At 51.4% G+C, this 15,715-nt stretch carries 13 protein-coding genes; all 13 read left to right on the top strand.

Going from position 1 to position 15,715, the window contains the following annotated elements; genetic code table 11:
• Nucleotides 1-11: 11 nt before the first annotated feature.
• The 13 genes from C162_RS07080 to C162_RS07140 all read left to right on the top strand — a co-directional run bounded on the left by C162_RS07080 (nt 12) and on the right by C162_RS07140 (nt 15,601).
• Nucleotides 12-950, top strand: coding sequence for an aldo/keto reductase family protein (locus tag C162_RS07080; RefSeq protein ID WP_036692849.1), 939 nt, complete (start codon nt 12-14; stop codon nt 948-950).
• Between the two features lie 18 nt (nt 951-968).
• Entirely contained in the window at nt 969-1,991 is a 1,023-nt protein-coding gene (locus tag C162_RS07085) for an SDR family oxidoreductase (RefSeq protein ID WP_036692853.1), read from the top strand.
• 188 nt (nt 1,992-2,179) lie between these two features.
• Nucleotides 2,180-2,920, top strand: coding sequence for a MerR family transcriptional regulator (locus C162_RS07090; protein WP_036692855.1), 741 nt, complete (start codon nt 2,180-2,182; stop codon nt 2,918-2,920).
• A 3-nt stretch (nt 2,921-2,923) separates the two neighbouring features.
• Nucleotides 2,924-3,532 (top strand): CPBP family intramembrane glutamic endopeptidase, encoded by a 609-nt coding sequence (locus C162_RS07095; protein ID WP_036692857.1) that lies wholly within the window; start codon nt 2,924-2,926, stop codon nt 3,530-3,532.
• A gap of 96 nt (nt 3,533-3,628) precedes the next feature.
• Nucleotides 3,629-4,288 (top strand): class I SAM-dependent methyltransferase, encoded by a 660-nt coding sequence (locus C162_RS07100; protein ID WP_036692859.1) that lies wholly within the window; start codon nt 3,629-3,631, stop codon nt 4,286-4,288.
• 81 nt (nt 4,289-4,369) lie between these two features.
• Nucleotides 4,370-4,834, top strand: coding sequence for a DUF1877 family protein (locus tag C162_RS07105; protein ID WP_036692861.1), 465 nt, complete (start codon nt 4,370-4,372; stop codon nt 4,832-4,834).
• A gap of 84 nt (nt 4,835-4,918) precedes the next feature.
• Nucleotides 4,919-5,908 carry a CapA family protein gene (locus tag C162_RS07110; protein ID WP_442792422.1) on the top strand — a complete coding sequence of 330 codons (990 nt, stop codon included), beginning with the start codon at nt 4,919-4,921 and terminating at the stop codon, nt 5,906-5,908.
• A gap of 162 nt (nt 5,909-6,070) precedes the next feature.
• Nucleotides 6,071-7,792, top strand: a complete 1,722-nt coding sequence (locus tag C162_RS07115; protein WP_036692865.1) for a sensor histidine kinase — start codon at nt 6,071-6,073, stop codon at nt 7,790-7,792.
• Between the two features lie 71 nt (nt 7,793-7,863).
• A complete protein-coding gene (locus C162_RS07120) occupies nt 7,864-9,423 on the top strand; it encodes a response regulator (protein WP_036692866.1) in 1,560 nt (519 codons plus the stop codon).
• A 193-nt stretch (nt 9,424-9,616) separates the two neighbouring features.
• Nucleotides 9,617-10,543, top strand: coding sequence for an ABC transporter permease (locus C162_RS07125; protein WP_036692867.1), 927 nt, complete (start codon nt 9,617-9,619; stop codon nt 10,541-10,543).
• Between the two features lie 19 nt (nt 10,544-10,562).
• Entirely contained in the window at nt 10,563-11,492 is a 930-nt protein-coding gene (locus tag C162_RS07130; protein WP_036692868.1) for a carbohydrate ABC transporter permease, read from the top strand.
• A gap of 70 nt (nt 11,493-11,562) precedes the next feature.
• The gene (locus tag C162_RS07135) at nt 11,563-13,137 is read left to right on the top strand and encodes an extracellular solute-binding protein (protein ID WP_036692943.1); all 1,575 of its coding nucleotides are present in this window, start codon (nt 11,563-11,565) and stop codon (nt 13,135-13,137) included.
• Nucleotides 13,138-13,246: 109 nt separating this feature from the next.
• Nucleotides 13,247-15,601 carry a beta-galactosidase gene (locus C162_RS07140; protein ID WP_036692869.1) on the top strand — a complete coding sequence of 785 codons (2,355 nt, stop codon included), beginning with the start codon at nt 13,247-13,249 and terminating at the stop codon, nt 15,599-15,601.
• The last annotated feature ends 114 nt before the right edge of the window (nt 15,602-15,715 follow it).

Consider the following 15,715-nt stretch of genomic DNA (forward strand, 5'->3'; position numbering starts at 1 on the left):
GCAAGGGATTAATGAAATACCGCAGATTAGGTGGGACCGGACTTAAGGTCAGTGAGATCAGCCTGGGAAGCTGGTTGACCTACGGAGGTTATGTAGAGCAGGACAATGCCGTTAAGGCCATTGAAACCGCTTACTCCCTGGGCATTAATTTTTTTGATACCGCGAATGTCTATGAGAAGGGGGCGGCGGAAAAGGTGCTGGGAGCCACCCTAAGCAGCTATCCGCGCGAATCCTATGTCCTGGCGACCAAGGTATTCGGGGTAATGGGTGACGGGCCCAATGACCGGGGCCTGTCCCGTAAGCATATTACCGAGCAATGCCATGCCAGCCTGAAGCGGCTGGGCGCTGAATATGTGGATCTGCTCTACTGTCACCGGTATGATCCGGAGACCCCGATCGAAGAGACGCTGCGGGCACTGGATGATCTGGTCCGTCAGGGCAAGGTGATGTATGTGGGAGTCAGTGAATGGACAGCGGCGCAGATGACCGAAGCTTTTGCGGTTGCCGACCGGTATCTGCTGGATCATATCGTGGTCAATCAGCCGGTCTATAATATGTTTGAACGTTATATCGAGAAGGAGATTATCCCGCTTGGGCTGCGCAAGGGAATCGGACAAGTCGTATTCTCCCCGCTCGCTCAAGGTCTGCTGACCGGCAAATACAGCTCGGTCTCCGATATTCCGGCAGACAGCCGGGCTGCCCGGCTCGACTGGATGCGTAAAGGAATTACGGAGGAGAAGATTACGAAGGTTCAGGAGCTGGGCAAGGTTGCCGCTGAACTGGATATCTCTGTAGGCAACCTGGCACTGGCCTGGATTCTGCGCCAGTCTAATGTATCCAGTGCCTTGGTGGGCGCGAGCCGCCCTGAGCAGGTGGAGGAGAATGTAAAGGCTTCCGGCATTGAGCTGAATGAGGATATACTGACACGAATTGATGAAATTATCGGTTAAGAGAGAGGGAGGATACAGATGAAGGTTCTATTTATCGGAGGAACGGGGCTTATTAGTCAGGCGGTTTCCCGGCTGGCAGTGGAACGGGGAATAGAACTGTATCTGTTCAACCGTGGAGAACGCAGCAGCTTCGTGCCGCAGGGTGCACAGGTGATACACGGTGATATCCGTGACAAGGAGCAGGCATCCGAAGCGCTGAAGGGGTATGACTTCGATGTTGTAGTCGACTGGATTGCCTTCACGCCAGAGCATGTGCAGACAGATATTGACCTGTTCACTGGCAAGACGCGGCAGTATATCTATATTAGCTCGGCTTCCGCTTACCAGAAGCCCCAGCGTAATTATCTGATTACCGAAGAGACTCCGCTGGTGAATCCCTACTGGCAGTATTCCCGGGACAAGATTGCTTCCGAGGAACTGCTTATGGAAGCGTACCAGAGCAGCGGCTTCCCGGTGACGATTGTCCGTCCCTCGCATACTTACGGAGATACAGCCATTCCGGCGGCGCTGACCAGCTGGAGCCATCCATGGTCCTTGGTGGAACGCATCCGCAAGGGACAGCCGCTCGTTATTCATGGCGATGGCACCTCTCTATGGACATTGACCCATAATACGGATTTTGCCAAAGGCTTCGTTGGTTTGCTGGGACTCCAGGAAGCGATTGGAGAAGCGGTTCATATTACCTCGGATGAGGTGCTGAACTGGAATCAGATCTATGCCGCCATCGGGGAGGCAGCCGGCCGTGAGCCGAAGGTTGTACACATGTCTACGGACTTCATTGCTGCGAATACTCCAGCGGGAACGGCGGACGGACTGGTCGGGGATCAGGCAGTCAGCAGTGTATTCGACAACAGCAAGATCAAACGTCTGGTGCCTGACTTCCAGGCCACCCTGCCGTTCGCGGAAGGCGTGAAGCGGTCGGTTGCCTGGTTCGAAGCCCAGCCGGAACGCTGCACCTCAGACCATGACTGGTCCAAGATGCTGGACGGATTGATCGCCAGGCACGGCGTCGATGCGAAGCTGCTTAGCTATTATGTATAAGTAGATTTTATAGATACAAGTCCTATAGATTACGCCGAGCAGGTGCTGTCCGTTAACGGATAGCGCCTGTTTTGCTTGCGAAGCCTTCCACCCTGAATATTAGGGATTGAGTAGGACGTTACGTCACAGTTTATAATAAAAAAACACGGTACTTATAAATCTAAAACGGTAATACATGGGGGGATTATATGGAGCTCACGGTGGGCAAATTCGCCAGCGCTGTTAATACGACGATAAGGACACTAAGACATTATGAGAAAATCGGGCTTCTTGTTCCCGGAAAGAAAAACGATGCCAATCAGAAAATTTATGCTAGAGATGATCTCAAGAAATTCTATAACATACAGTTGCTTAAGAGTATGGGCTGGCCGCTAACCGAAATCAAACAAATGCTTGAAGAGACCGTGTATTCTTTTGGAGAAATGGTGGAAATGCAGGAGGCTGTGCTTCTTGATAAGCGAAAAATAATAAACGAATCCTTGGACATGATAGCCCGAATCAAGAAGGTAATGAATGAAACGGGCGATTTGAGCAATGAAGATCTGATGTTGCTCATGAATGCGATCCGGTTAGAAGAAGATCAAAGAACGATTTTACAACAATACTTCCCTGCAACCACGGTAGATAAAATCATGCCCAAAAATAAACAGCAACAGATAGCATTCGATCGGTTAAACCGGAGGTTATTGTCTCTTTTTCAGACATCCATTGACAGCGGACTGCGTCCTGATAGTCAAGAAGTACAGCGGGAGTTACAGGAAGTATTAGCCCTTGTTCCGGTATCTATGAACGAGCTTTTTCATTCAGATCGGGGCTCCAACAAACCATCGGACATTTTAAGAGCTTTGTTGCCTGATGATATGGCTGAATTTTTTGCTGAAGCGGTTCATGTCTTTTATAACAACCAGTTTGAAGGAAGGGGGGAATAGAAATTGAGTGAATTAAGTACTCGGCAACATAATAAATGGCTGATCCAGATTGGGTTAGGTTTAGTGCCATTTCTGGTTTTAGGCGCAGCACTCATTGCAATTTTCCGGTGGGGTGAAATCATTCCCTATATCCAGTCCTTGTTTGTTCCCAGTGGGATGTCTTTTCTTGAAGTTACGTTGCTGGGTCTGTTCGTGGGTACGATTGTAGTGCTTATCTCAGTCGGTCTTATCATAACAACTAAAACGGTGCTTCCTCAGTCGGAAGGTACGGAGATTATACGTAATATCATGAGAACTCCAAGCGGCATTGCCGTCAGCTCACTGGGCGGAGGAATTGTAGAAGAATTTTTCTTCAGGGGCGTATTAATTGGACTGTTTACAGGTTATGGCTCTTTCCTTGATGGAGTTGTGATTGTCATAAGTACTTTTTTATTTTGGGTTATTCATATCCCACAGTATAAAGGGGTACATTTGGCTTACGCATTAGTATTCATTAATGGCCTGATATTTGCTTTATTGTTCTATTTTACGGATTCGTTGATTTCATCGATTATTGCCCATGCCATTTATAATCTGGGTATAGGAATCTACTTTATGAAGCTTACGAAATAATCCCCATGTCAGGCTGCTGCGAGGTTATAGCATGAAACCGGGATTCGTGAATATACTCTCACTACCGAAATCCCCACGAGTAAAGGAGTCCTGGCCATGCCGACACATCCTTACGTCTCCCGTTTTTTTGTGAATACCGATGCACGCCGTGACAAGCTGGTTTATGATTTGCCGGAAGCCTGGTGGAGCCGCCCGTATGAATACGAATGGTGTACGCATTTCATCTCACCGCATGATGTGGTACTGGACGCAGCCTGCGGAATCTCTCACCCGCTCAAATTCTATCTTGCCGAGCATAGCGCTGAGGTGTATGCCTGCGATAAGGATGCCCGGATTCTGTCGCATAAAGCGATAATGGAGAATATCACCGAGGATGCCGGAGCAACTGCAGCCCGCCAGGTGGAGGCCGGACCTGTGAACAGGCTGCATCTCGCCCAGGCTGATCTGACCTCACTGCCTTATGAGGATGAGAGCTTTGATACAGTTTTTTGTATCTCGGTGCTGGAGCATCTGTCTGTTCAGGAGGCGGTGCTGGCAGTCCGCGAATTCCATAGAACGCTTAACGGAGAAGGTCTGCTGGTGCTGACCTTTGACCATCCGACTGTCAACCTGCCACGGATGAACGAGATTCTGCTGCAGGCCGGATTCCAGTATTGGGGCGAGACGGACTTCAATCTTCCGGCAGATGCGGTGCGGACAGATCAGTGGGGCGGCCTGAGCTGCTTCCGGGCAGTGCTTAAAAAAGCTCAAATCTAGCAAAGTTCATCCATCATTTGGTTGTTTCCTTCCATTGTAGTAGAATAGCTTCAAGGGCATAAGAAAGAAGGAGACAATCTCATGGGGATGATCGGCAATTATCTGGCGGTACCTGCTGAATTACTTCAGTCGATCCGTGCGGAAGAAGTGAGCCTGCACGAAATTGGGCCTAAGCTGGATATTGATAAGTCCTGGCAAGCCCTGCACTATATACTGAATGGCGGACAGGAAGGCAATTCTTCGCCTCTGGGTGCTGTTGTTCCTCTGACCAGTCATTATATCGGGCACTTGTCCGATGCCGAGGTGTTCGCCCTGGAACCGGATGAGGTGAAGCTAACCGCAGAGGCTCTGGAGGAAATAGAAGAAGCCTGGCTCCGGGAACACTACCCGTTCCGGCAGATGATGGAGGAAGGAATCTATCCGTTGATGGATGATGATGAGGCGGATGAATTTTTTGATTATATCTATACTTATTTCGAGGCCATCCGGGAGTTCTATCAGCAGGCAAGTGCGAGCGCATCCTGCGTTGTGTTCTATATTTCCTAGCCACAGTCATTATTATATTACATTAGAAAAAGGGGCTAGAGAACTTTGCGCAGATATGCTGTTATATTCATAATTCTTCTTCTACTGGTCCCTGCCGCGGGGATAAGCGCCAAGGGGGCTGCCCCGCAGGAGGAGATCCGCCTTACGTTTGCCGGGGATATTCTGCTGGACGGCTTTGTCGGCGACCAGATTGCCAAGTATGGCGTTGATTTCCCGTTCGCCAAGGTAGCGCCGGTGCTGCAGAAGGCAGATATGGCTTTTGCCAATCTGGAGACTCCGGTCTCTGTGCGCGGGGCTGCGGCCAGTAAGACGTTCGCCTTCCGCTCCAAGCCGGCGGCCCTTGAGGGATTAAGCAAAGCGGGGATCGACGGCGTGACCGTAGCCAATAATCATATTCTGGATTACGGCCGGACCGCGATGCTGGATACGCTGATTCATCTGGATAAGAACAACATTGGGCACACCGGTGCGGGTGCCAATATCACTGAAGCGTTCAAACCGTATGTCAAGACCGTCAAGGGCAAGCGGATCGCCGTTCTGGGTACAAGCCGTGTGCTGTCAGATCCTTCGTGGTATGCAGGCAAGAACAGTCCGGGTGCAGCTTCCGCTTATACGGCAGAGCCGCTGATGAGTGCAATTAAGAAGTCTGCCAAGGATAATGATTATACGGTTGTATATATTCACTGGAATCAGGAATTCAAGGATTACCCGGAAGCGTATGCCCGGAAGCTGGCCAAGCAGATGATCGACAGCGGAGCAGATATCATCCTGGGTGCGCATAGTCATTGCCTGATGGGCATTGAATATTACAAGCATAAGCCGATCTATTATTCACTGGGCAATTTTGTGTTCAACCGTTCTACACGGGGCGGAGACAAGACCCTGCATTCCATGTTGGTTAATTTCACCATTATCCCGTCAGGGGTAACCAGCAGCATTACGCCGGTCAAAATCATTGGCGGCCAGCCGAATTTCATGGGGGATGCCTACAATAAAGAGACCATCAAGAAGCTGAACCAGCTCTCCTTCAATGCGAAGATTACAGCGGGCGGGGCAGTCAGCGAGAAACTGTGAAGTAAGCCTTAATGAATCGTTTTGTATGAGGCCATAACCTATAAGCCCGGGGAGCTGTTTCCTAATCCTCCCTGGGCTATTTGGCGTGTTCCTGGTATTATCATAAAGACCGTTTCGGAGTAGAATAGCTATAACGAATTCCATGCAGAGGATGTCCAGTGAATGATGCCCAAGCTTAAGAAGTACATGCCTTTCACCTATAAAATGATGATTCCTTATCTGCTGCTGGTTCTGCTTACGGATGTGTTCATCGGCTATATCTCCTATTCCATGCTGACCGATTCCCGGACAGAGATGGCCGAGTCCAACATCCGTACCGGCATGGAGCAGTCGAGGAACAATATCCGCTATCAGATGGACGAGATTCAGCGGATGTCGGACAACCTGTTCGGCAGCCAGCCATTCCAGCGTGCGCTTGAGCAGAAGGGGACGCCGTTTGAGATCTATCTGACGATGCTTGACGAGATTGTCCCCCAGATTACCGCGCCGCTGCAGCTGTTCGGGAACAAGATCCGCTTTATGCTCTACACCCCGAACGCTGATCTGAACATTGTGTCGGGCGATAATCTGGATGAGCCGATTATTACCAGCGATTACTACATTCTGCCGCTGGACGATATTACAGGCAGTTCATGGTACCGCTCACTGAAGGATTCCAAGCGTGATAATTTGTGGCTGCAGATTGATACGGACCAGAAGCTGGGCAATCTCTCGCATGTGCGCAGACTCGTCAACTTCAGTGACTACAAGTCGCTGATCGGGTATGTGCGGATTACGGTATCGCTGGAGGACCTGTTCGGCGGCTTCGATACCTTTCCGCTGGAGGAAGGAATTACGCTGCGGCTGGTGGAGGAGACCACCGGTGACGTTCTGTTCCAGCGGGGTCCGGCCAATAATAGCAGTGCAGAGGGGAGCTTCCTCAGGCTGCAGGAACCGATTCCGGGCAGTAACTTCATTATTGAAGCGATGGTTCCGCATAAATATCTCACCCAGGATGCCGGACGCCTGCGCCGTGTGATTATCGCGGTCTGCAGTCTTAGCTTCCTGGTCATGACCCTGATCGGGTATGTGGTGGCACGGATATCGGGCCGCAAAATGAGCCGGATCGTAGGCCTGGTGCGCTCCTTCCAGGACGGGAACTTCCAGAAGCGTATCCGCTTCTCCGGCAATGATGAATTCGTGCAGATCGCGGATTCCTTCAATGATATGGCCTCCAACATCCAGGGGCTGATCAACAGCGTGTATGTGCAGGGAATCCAGAAGAAGCAGGCGGAGCTGGAAGCCCTGCAGGCACAGATCAATCCGCATTTTCTCTATAATACACTGTCTACGATCAGCAGCCTGGCTAATCTCGGTGAGATTGGTAAAGTTACGGAGATGGTCCAGGGGCTGTCCCGGTTCTACCGGCTGACGCTCAATCAGGGCAATGTCTATATTGAACTGGAAAAGGAGCTGGATCAGGTGGCTACGTATCTGGAGATCCAGCGGGTCAAATATGCAGATGCCTTCACGCTGCACGTGGATGTGGACGAGGAGATTCTGCATATGCAGGTGATTAAGCTGCTGCTTCAGCCTTTTGTGGAGAATATATTCAAGCATGCCTGGTTCGGTGAGACCATTGCCATCCGGCTGACCGGCAAGCGGGTAGGGGACAATATTGAACTTAAGGTAATCGATAACGGGATCGGCATGCGCCCTGAGGTGGTCAAGCGTATGATGCAGGGGCCGAGCCAGTCAGGCGGGTACGGTGTGAAAAATGTGGACGAGCGGATTAAGCTCAGATACGGCGATGCGTACGGAGTGACAATTGCCAGCTTCTACGGTGGCGGCACAACCGTGCGGCTGCTGCTCCCCGCTGGGCTCCAGGGCGATGAGGAGCTGTAAACCAAGGGCGCTATAATTCGAATAGCTGAGGGACATAGGGTCAGTTACACATACAGGAGGACAAGATTGCGATGAGTATCAATATATTGCTGGTTGACGATGAAGCGATCGATCTGGAGTGGCTGCGGCGCAGAGTGCTGGCCAGCCCGCTGGATCTTGCAGTGGTAGGAACGGCGAACAGCGGCTTCAATGCGCTTAAGATCATGGAACAGGAGCGGGTGGATATCATCCTGTCCGATATACGGATGCCCATTATGACGGGGACGGAATTCGCGCGGCGGGCCAAGGTCATCCATCCGAAGGTCAAAATTGTCTTCATCAGCGGCCATGAGGATTTCAGCTATGCTAAGGAAGCAATTGAGATCAATGCCTCCGGTTATTTGTTGAAGCCTGTAGAAGACAAGGATCTCTATGACATGCTGGAATCTCTGTCTGCCGCTCTGGAGCAGGAACGGGAGCAGAACCGCTCCTTCACCGAGGCGCTGTCCCTGGTGAACAAGGAGCTGATTCTGCGCTGGTTCGAGGATGCATCGCCTGAGCCGGCGGAGCAGCATCTGCGCAGTGCCCTGAATCCGCTGCTCATGAAGGGGGCGGCTGCAGCGATTATTGAGATTGATGATCTGGAATGGAAAATGCGCGACCTGTCCGAGGAGGATGCGCGTGTCAAGACGCGGCAGATGGCTGGACAGATTAGAGCGTTCGTAGAGAGCGCCCAGCTGGGAACGCTGATTCCTGTCCATCATCACCGGTTCGTCATTCTGTGCAGCCTTCCGCCGGACAGCTTCCTCAGTCTGTTGGATGAGCTGATTAAGCAGATGGCCGGGAGTTCACCCTGCACCTTAACCATCGGGGTCGGGCGTTACGCCCAGAATGAGGCGGGGCTGCATGAATCCTACCAGCAGGCAACGGCTGCACTCAGTGCGAAGTGGCTGCTGGGCAAGAACCGGCTGATCCGCGACAATCTGGAGTCCTCCCCGCGCGGGACGCCGGGGGCAAGGATTGAACAGACTGTTGTGCAACTGCTGGAGGCGATCATCCAGTACGATCTGGTGGCGATTGATGATCATCTCCTGGAGCTGTTCACGAATGCGGGCAAGAAGGATGTCTATGAGCTGATTATCCGTATCACCTCCAAGCTGCATGCGGATCTTCAGCAGCAGAATGAGAATCTGTATGAGCTGCTCCAGTGGGAGTCCCATCAGCCGGATATCTTGTTCCAGTTCGAGACGATTCATGATATCCTGTCGTGGATGAGACGGAGATTCTTCGAGCTGTCAGAGCTGCTGTATGTGAAGCGGCAACGGCAGAAGCGCAAGCTGATCGACGAGATTATGAATTATGTCGAGGAGAATCTGGAGAAGAAGATCACACTGAAGGAGGTAGCCGCCCACTTCGATTTCACCCCGAATTATCTGGGCTTCCTGTTCAAGGAGGAATACGGGGTTCCTTTCAGTGAATACGTCAACGAACGCAAGACAGGCAGAGTGTTCGAGCTGCTCAGTGATCCGACGCTTAAGATCTATGAGATAGCTGAACGGATGGGCTATAAGAATATCATCTATTTCAACCGTCAGTTCAAGCAGATCACCGGCATGACGCCCGGGGAATACCGCAAGAAGCAGAAGATATAGGCTTTGCTTACCAAACGTTGCCAGCTCTGGTTTTCAAATCAGAGGGCAACGTTTTTTGTTTTTTGGAAAGTATATATATTTAAACGGATCGTTGAAAAAGTATTACTTTTAGTTGATAGCCCTAATCCACACCGGATGGACGCTTATTTATAATAAGTCTATAGAGAAATGGGAATGGGAAAGGGGATTCAAGATGAAACAGAAACAACATGGATTCTGGGATGACGTCAAGAAATACAGATCCTTGCTTCTTATGCTGACACCGGCAGTATTGTTCTTTCTGCTCTTTGCTTATCTGCCTATGTCGGGCATTGTGCTGGCATTCAAGCAATTTGATTATACGGGCGGGGTATTCGGCAGTCCGTGGAACGGGCTGGATAACTTCAAATTCTTCTTTGATTCCGGCGACGCCTGGCGCGTAACCCGAAATACAGCGCTATATAACATTGCATTCATCGTTGTGAACAACGGGCTTCAGATCTTCGCAGCTATCCTGCTGTTCGAGGTAGCGGGCAAATGGTTCCGCAAGCTGACCCAAACGGTATTGTTCCTGCCTTATTTCATCTCCTGGGTTGTTGTGGGCGCGATTGCGTACAACCTGTTCAACTTCGATGTAGGTACGGTCAATGTGCTGCTGAAGGGACTGGGTATGCAGCCAATCGATATTTATAATACGGCAGCCTACTGGCCGTTCATTCTGGTTATCGTATCCGCGTGGAAGACACTCGGCTACGGAACGATCATGTATCTGGCCGCGATTACCAGCATTGACACCGAGATGTATGAAGCCGCCGAAATTGACGGCGCGAATATTTTCCAGCGTATTATGAAAATTACGATTCCGAACCTGATGCCGACCGTCATTATTCTGGTGCTGCTGGCGATCGGTAATATCTTCCGCGGAGACTTCGGGATGTTCTACAATATGGTCGGCAACAACGGCCTGTTGTTCTCATCCACAGACGTAATCGACACCTTCGTCTTCCGCTCGCTGACCACATCCAATGAAATCGGGATGTCTGCAGCAGCCGGCTTCTATCAATCTCTGCTCGGCTTCGCAACTATCATGCTGGCCAACTATGCAGTACGCCGATACGACAAGGATCGCGCTCTATTCTAGGACAAGGAGGTAATGCCCGATGAGTTCAACCACTGCTAATATTAAATCACCGGAAGTACGCAGAAAGCCTGCAAACCGGGACAAAATGGTGCTATCCGTTATCGGATACGTAACCCTTACGATACTGGCCATATTCTGTATCTTCCCGTTCATTCTGGTTATCTCTTCCTCTCTGAGTGAAGAGAGCGCGATTATCGAGAAAGGGTTCCAGATCTTCCCGACCGCCTTCTCGACAGAAGCGTACAGCCTGCTGTTCAAGTATCCGGCTGAGATGCTCAGAGCGTATGGCGTGACGATCTCCGTTACAGCCATCGGTACGATCGTCGGATTGTTCCTGACATCAATGACAGCCTACGTGCTGTCCCGGAGAGATTTCAAATGGCGCAGCCGCTTCTCCTTCTTCTTCTTCTTCACTACATTGTTCAGCGGCGGTCTGGTTCCATGGTATCTGATGATCATCAACTATCTGCATCTGAAGGATACGCTTCTGGTACTGATTCTGCCGATGATGATGAACGTCTTCTATATTATTGTCATGAAGTCCTTCATGAGCAGCATCCCGGATGCGATTACAGAATCCGCCAAAATTGACGGAGCCGGCGATTTCCGGATCTTCATGCAGTTAATTGTACCGTTGTCCAAGCCCGCTCTGGCGACCATTGGTCTGTTCATTGCCTTGGCCTACTGGAATGACTGGTATAACGCATTGCTCTTCATCTCCAAGTCGGAGCTGATGCCGCTCCAGTATTATCTCTACAAAATGTTAGGTAACATGGATGGAATGCGTAAGGCGATGATGGCTTCCGGTGCGGTAGTCAACACGGACCTGCCAACCGAAAGTCTGAAGATGGCCATGACGATTGTAGCTACAGGTCCGATCCTGCTGGCATATCCGTTCATCCAGAAGTATTTTGTAACAGGACTTACGATTGGTGCAGTTAAAGGATGATCACAGGGTAACCTGGTTATCAATACAAGACTTGAGGCAACTATTACTTAAGGGGGAAATATCGGTCATGATGAACAAGAAAAAGAAACTTACAGTAACGCTTGCAACGATGATGGCACTAGGGACGGTCCTCAGTGCATGCGGTGGCGGCAATAATAACGCTAATACAGGAGCGGAGGCCACTAAGGCTCCGGCGACATCGGAAGGAGCAACAAATTCGGGCGCTCCGAACACCTCCAAAGAAGTGAAGCTCAAAATGATTCTGCTCGGACCACAGCCTGGGGATTATGATAAGGTCTTCGGAGAACTGAACACCAAGCTCAAGGAGAAAATCAATGCTACCGTAGAAACTGAGTTCCTCGACTGGTCCGACTGGACCCAGAAATACCCGCTGAAGTTCGCGGCGAACGAAGATTTCGACCTCGTGTATACAGCGAACTGGGCCTTCTATAACGATCAGGCGTTGAAGGGCGGATTCCTGGAACTGACGGATGATATGCTGACCAAGTATATGCCGCAGACCTGGGAAGCTATGCCGAAAGTGAACTGGGATCAGGCAAAAGTGGACGGTAAGCTGTTCATGGTTCCGAACAACAATGTTGAAGTAACCGACAAAGTAGTGCTGTACCGTGAGGATCTGCGCAAAAAGCATAACCTGCCTGAAATCAACAGTCCTGAATCGTACGCAACGTACCTGAAGGCGATTGCCAAGGATGAAAAAGGGATTACTGCCTATGGAGCTAAGCCGGCAGACGGCTGGAAATTCCATGAGCTGGATCAAACGCTGCTGGAGCAGAACAACAACTTCAAGGTCGTAGACAGAAGCTTGCTGCCGCTGGCGTATAAGCTGGATGATGCTTCCGGTAAAGTCTTCAATATCTATGACACACCGGAATTCACTTCCCTGCTTCAATATTACAAAGACCTGGCCGATAATGGCGCATGGTCCAAGAACGTAGTCAGCAACAAAAACGATGTATGGCAGGATATTAAAGCAGGCAAGGTGTCCTCTTATGCACACAACCTGGGTACTGTAGCTGCTAACCTGGCTGAAATGCGCCGTGACAAACCGGATGTTGAGCTGGCTATTGCTGACCTTACCCCGGACAAAAAGAAAATTGCTGCGATCTCAACGCAGAACGGGATGTCTGTGCATGCTACCTCCAAGAATCCTGAGCGCGCACTGATGCTGCTCGATTTACTGCAGAATGACAAAGAGATTCACGATTTGACGATGTACGGTATCGCTGGAAGCAACTACAATCCGGAAGGCGACAAGAAGTTCACCGCCGGTCCTGCTGCCGCTAACTACACGGGCTTCTCGAACTGGGGCTGGAATTCCCCGCTGAACCGTCAGGATGCAGCGTATCCTAAGGAAGCGGACGATATGTTCAACACTTGGCAGTCCAGCATCTATCACTTCCCGCTCGAAACCTTCGTCTTCGACACTACGCCAGTGAAGAACGAAGTAGCTAACATCGGCAACGTGATGCTGCGTTATGCGATTCCACTGGAGTACGGATTGATCGAAGATCTGGCTAAAGGCCAGGCAGATCTGATCAAGCAGTTGAAATCAGCAGGTCTCGATAAGGTTCAGACTGAAATGCAGACACAGATCGATGCGTTCCTCGCAGCGCAGAAATAACAGCATAAGCTTACGGGCTGCTCCAAAGCATTAGCTTTGGGGCAGTTTTTGTGAAATTATAGGTATAGATTGTACATGAATCATACATTTCGGCAAAGGAGCAATTCTCATGAAGTATACGATTCAGGCTCATGTGTCTCCCAAGAATATCTACCCGTCTACGCTGCGGCTGGGCGGAACCAGTCCTCAAGGGGATGAGCTCAGCTTCACCAATTATTATATGGAACTGAATGGCAAGCCCTACTTCGCCATCTGCGGCGAGTTCCATTATTCCCGTTATCCTGCGGCGGAATGGGGGAGTGAGATCCGCAAGCTGAAGCTGTCGGGAATCAATGTGGTTGCGACCTATATTTTCTGGAATCATCACGAAGAGCTTGAAGGGGTGTTCGAATGGGCGGGCAACCGCAATCTCCGGCGGTTCGTGGAGCTGTGCCGGGATAATGGCCTATACGTTATCCTGCGTGTGGGTCCGTTCTGTCATGGCGAGGTCCGTAACGGCGGATTGCCGGACTGGCTGTTTGGGCGCGAATTCGCGGTCCGCTCCAATGATGAGGGCTACCTGAAGTATGTGAACCGGCTGTTCAAGGAGATCGGCAAACAGGCTGCCGGGCAGATGTTCAAGGATGGCGGTCCGGTGATCGGCATTCAATTGGAGAATGAGCTAAATGCTGCTGCCGCACTCTGGGAAGAAACCGCCAAGCAGGGTGATGAATACCTGAGTGGCGGCGTTAGCGGTGAAGCGGGATCGGAGCATATGCGTCTGCTTAAACAGTATGCGGTGGATTCGGGTCTGATCGCCCCGATCTATACCAGCACCGGCTGGGGCGAGGCGCCGTTCCTGGAGGATGAGGTACTTCCGCTGTATGGAGGGTATGCCTATACTCCATGGAGCATCAGTGATCCGAACCAGGTCCAGAAGCCAACGCCGGAATATGTATTCGTGAACTTCCATGATGAGCAGGCGCCGGGCGGCGAATTCAATCCGCCGTATCCGCGGACGAAATACCCGTTCGCCTGCTGTGAGATGGGCGGCGGCATGCAGACCTGGTACCTGTCACGGTTCCAGGTGGAGCCGGAAAGTGTCATCGCCATGACCTTAATGAAGCTTGCCGGAGGCTGCAACTTCATCGGGTATTATATGTTCCATGGCGGAACGAATCCGGTGGGAAGAACCGGATACCTGAATGAGAGCACCACCCCGAAGCTGACCTATGACTTCCAGGCGCCGATTGGCGAATTCGGCCAGATCCGCGAGTCGAATCATCTGCTTCGTCCGCTTCATTATTTCCTGCGCCGGTTCGCAGACCGGCTGGCACCGATGGCGACTGTGCTGCCCGAGGGGGCGGAAGCAGTTACGCCGGAGGATGCGCATACGCTGCGTTATGCCGTCCGCACGGACGGCAAGTCGGGTTTTGTGTTCGTCAATAATTATCAGGACCATGTGGAGATGGATACACATGAGGAGGTTGTATTTGCGGTAGAACTGGGAGAGGAGACGCTGAGCTTCCCGCAGCGGAGCAAGCTGACGGTTCAGCCCAAGGCTTCCTTCCTGCTGCCGTTCAACTTCGCGCTGGATGGCCTGAATCTTAAATTTGCTACAGCCCAGCCTGTAACAGTTATTGAAACGGAGGAAGCAGCGACCTACTTCTTCTCTGTGCCAGAGGGTGTTGACGGCGAGTTCCAGATTGACGCGAGTGCCGGTATTCTGGAGGTGAGCGCGGAGACCGGGGACGTAGCAGAGATTGACGGCTACAATGTGCTGATTCCGCATGACCAGTCTTCTATGATTGTGATCCGGCGGGACGGAGCCAGAGAAGTCCGTATCTACGCCATGAGTGCTCGTGAAGCAGCGACGATGTGGGAGCTTGAAGAGAACGGCCGCCGCCGCCTAATCTTCTCACCGGCTCCTCCGGTTCAGACCCCAGGCGGGATGGAATTCATCAGCCAAGGGCAGCATGCATTCACCTTCTGTGAATACACGGGCGAAACCGAAGCGGCAACGCAGTGGAATATGGCACAGGCGGATGCCATGGTCAGCGGCCGCCAGGAGGACTGGTTCCAGGCATATGATGTGCTGGTTCCGCAGAAGGAAGTTGCGGTTATCATGCGCCGGATTCAGGACCACAAGGTTGTCCTCCAGTTGCCTGAGGATGTCCTCGAGAGTACGGAAGAAGTACTGCTGAGCATCGACTATACCGGAAATGTAGGTTATGCCTTCGCTGCCGGACAGCTGTTCCACGACCATTTCTATAACGGCTTGCCTTGGGAAATCGGCCTGTCGCGGTTCCGGGAGGTGCTGCGCCGGGGCGAGATCGTACTGGAGACCACGCCGCGCCGCACCGGTGCCGTCAAGCTGGCCGACGATGCCGCCATGGCGGTGGAGAAGGTGTTCGAGGGCGAAGCCGTTGCCGCGTTCCATAGTGTGACCGCTACCCCGGTGTACCGGATCGGATTAACAAGATAATGCAAGAAGGAAGCACTGTCCAGGAAGTTCCGCTGGATGGTGCTTTTTTCTGTTTGAGTATTTTGTGAGATTTTTATAAGTGCATTAAGTTAGAATGAGAACATCGATGATTTG

It is taken from the genome of Paenibacillus sp. FSL R7-269, from assembly GCF_000517865.1.
Lineage (GTDB): Bacteria > Bacillota > Bacilli > Paenibacillales > Paenibacillaceae > Paenibacillus_AQ.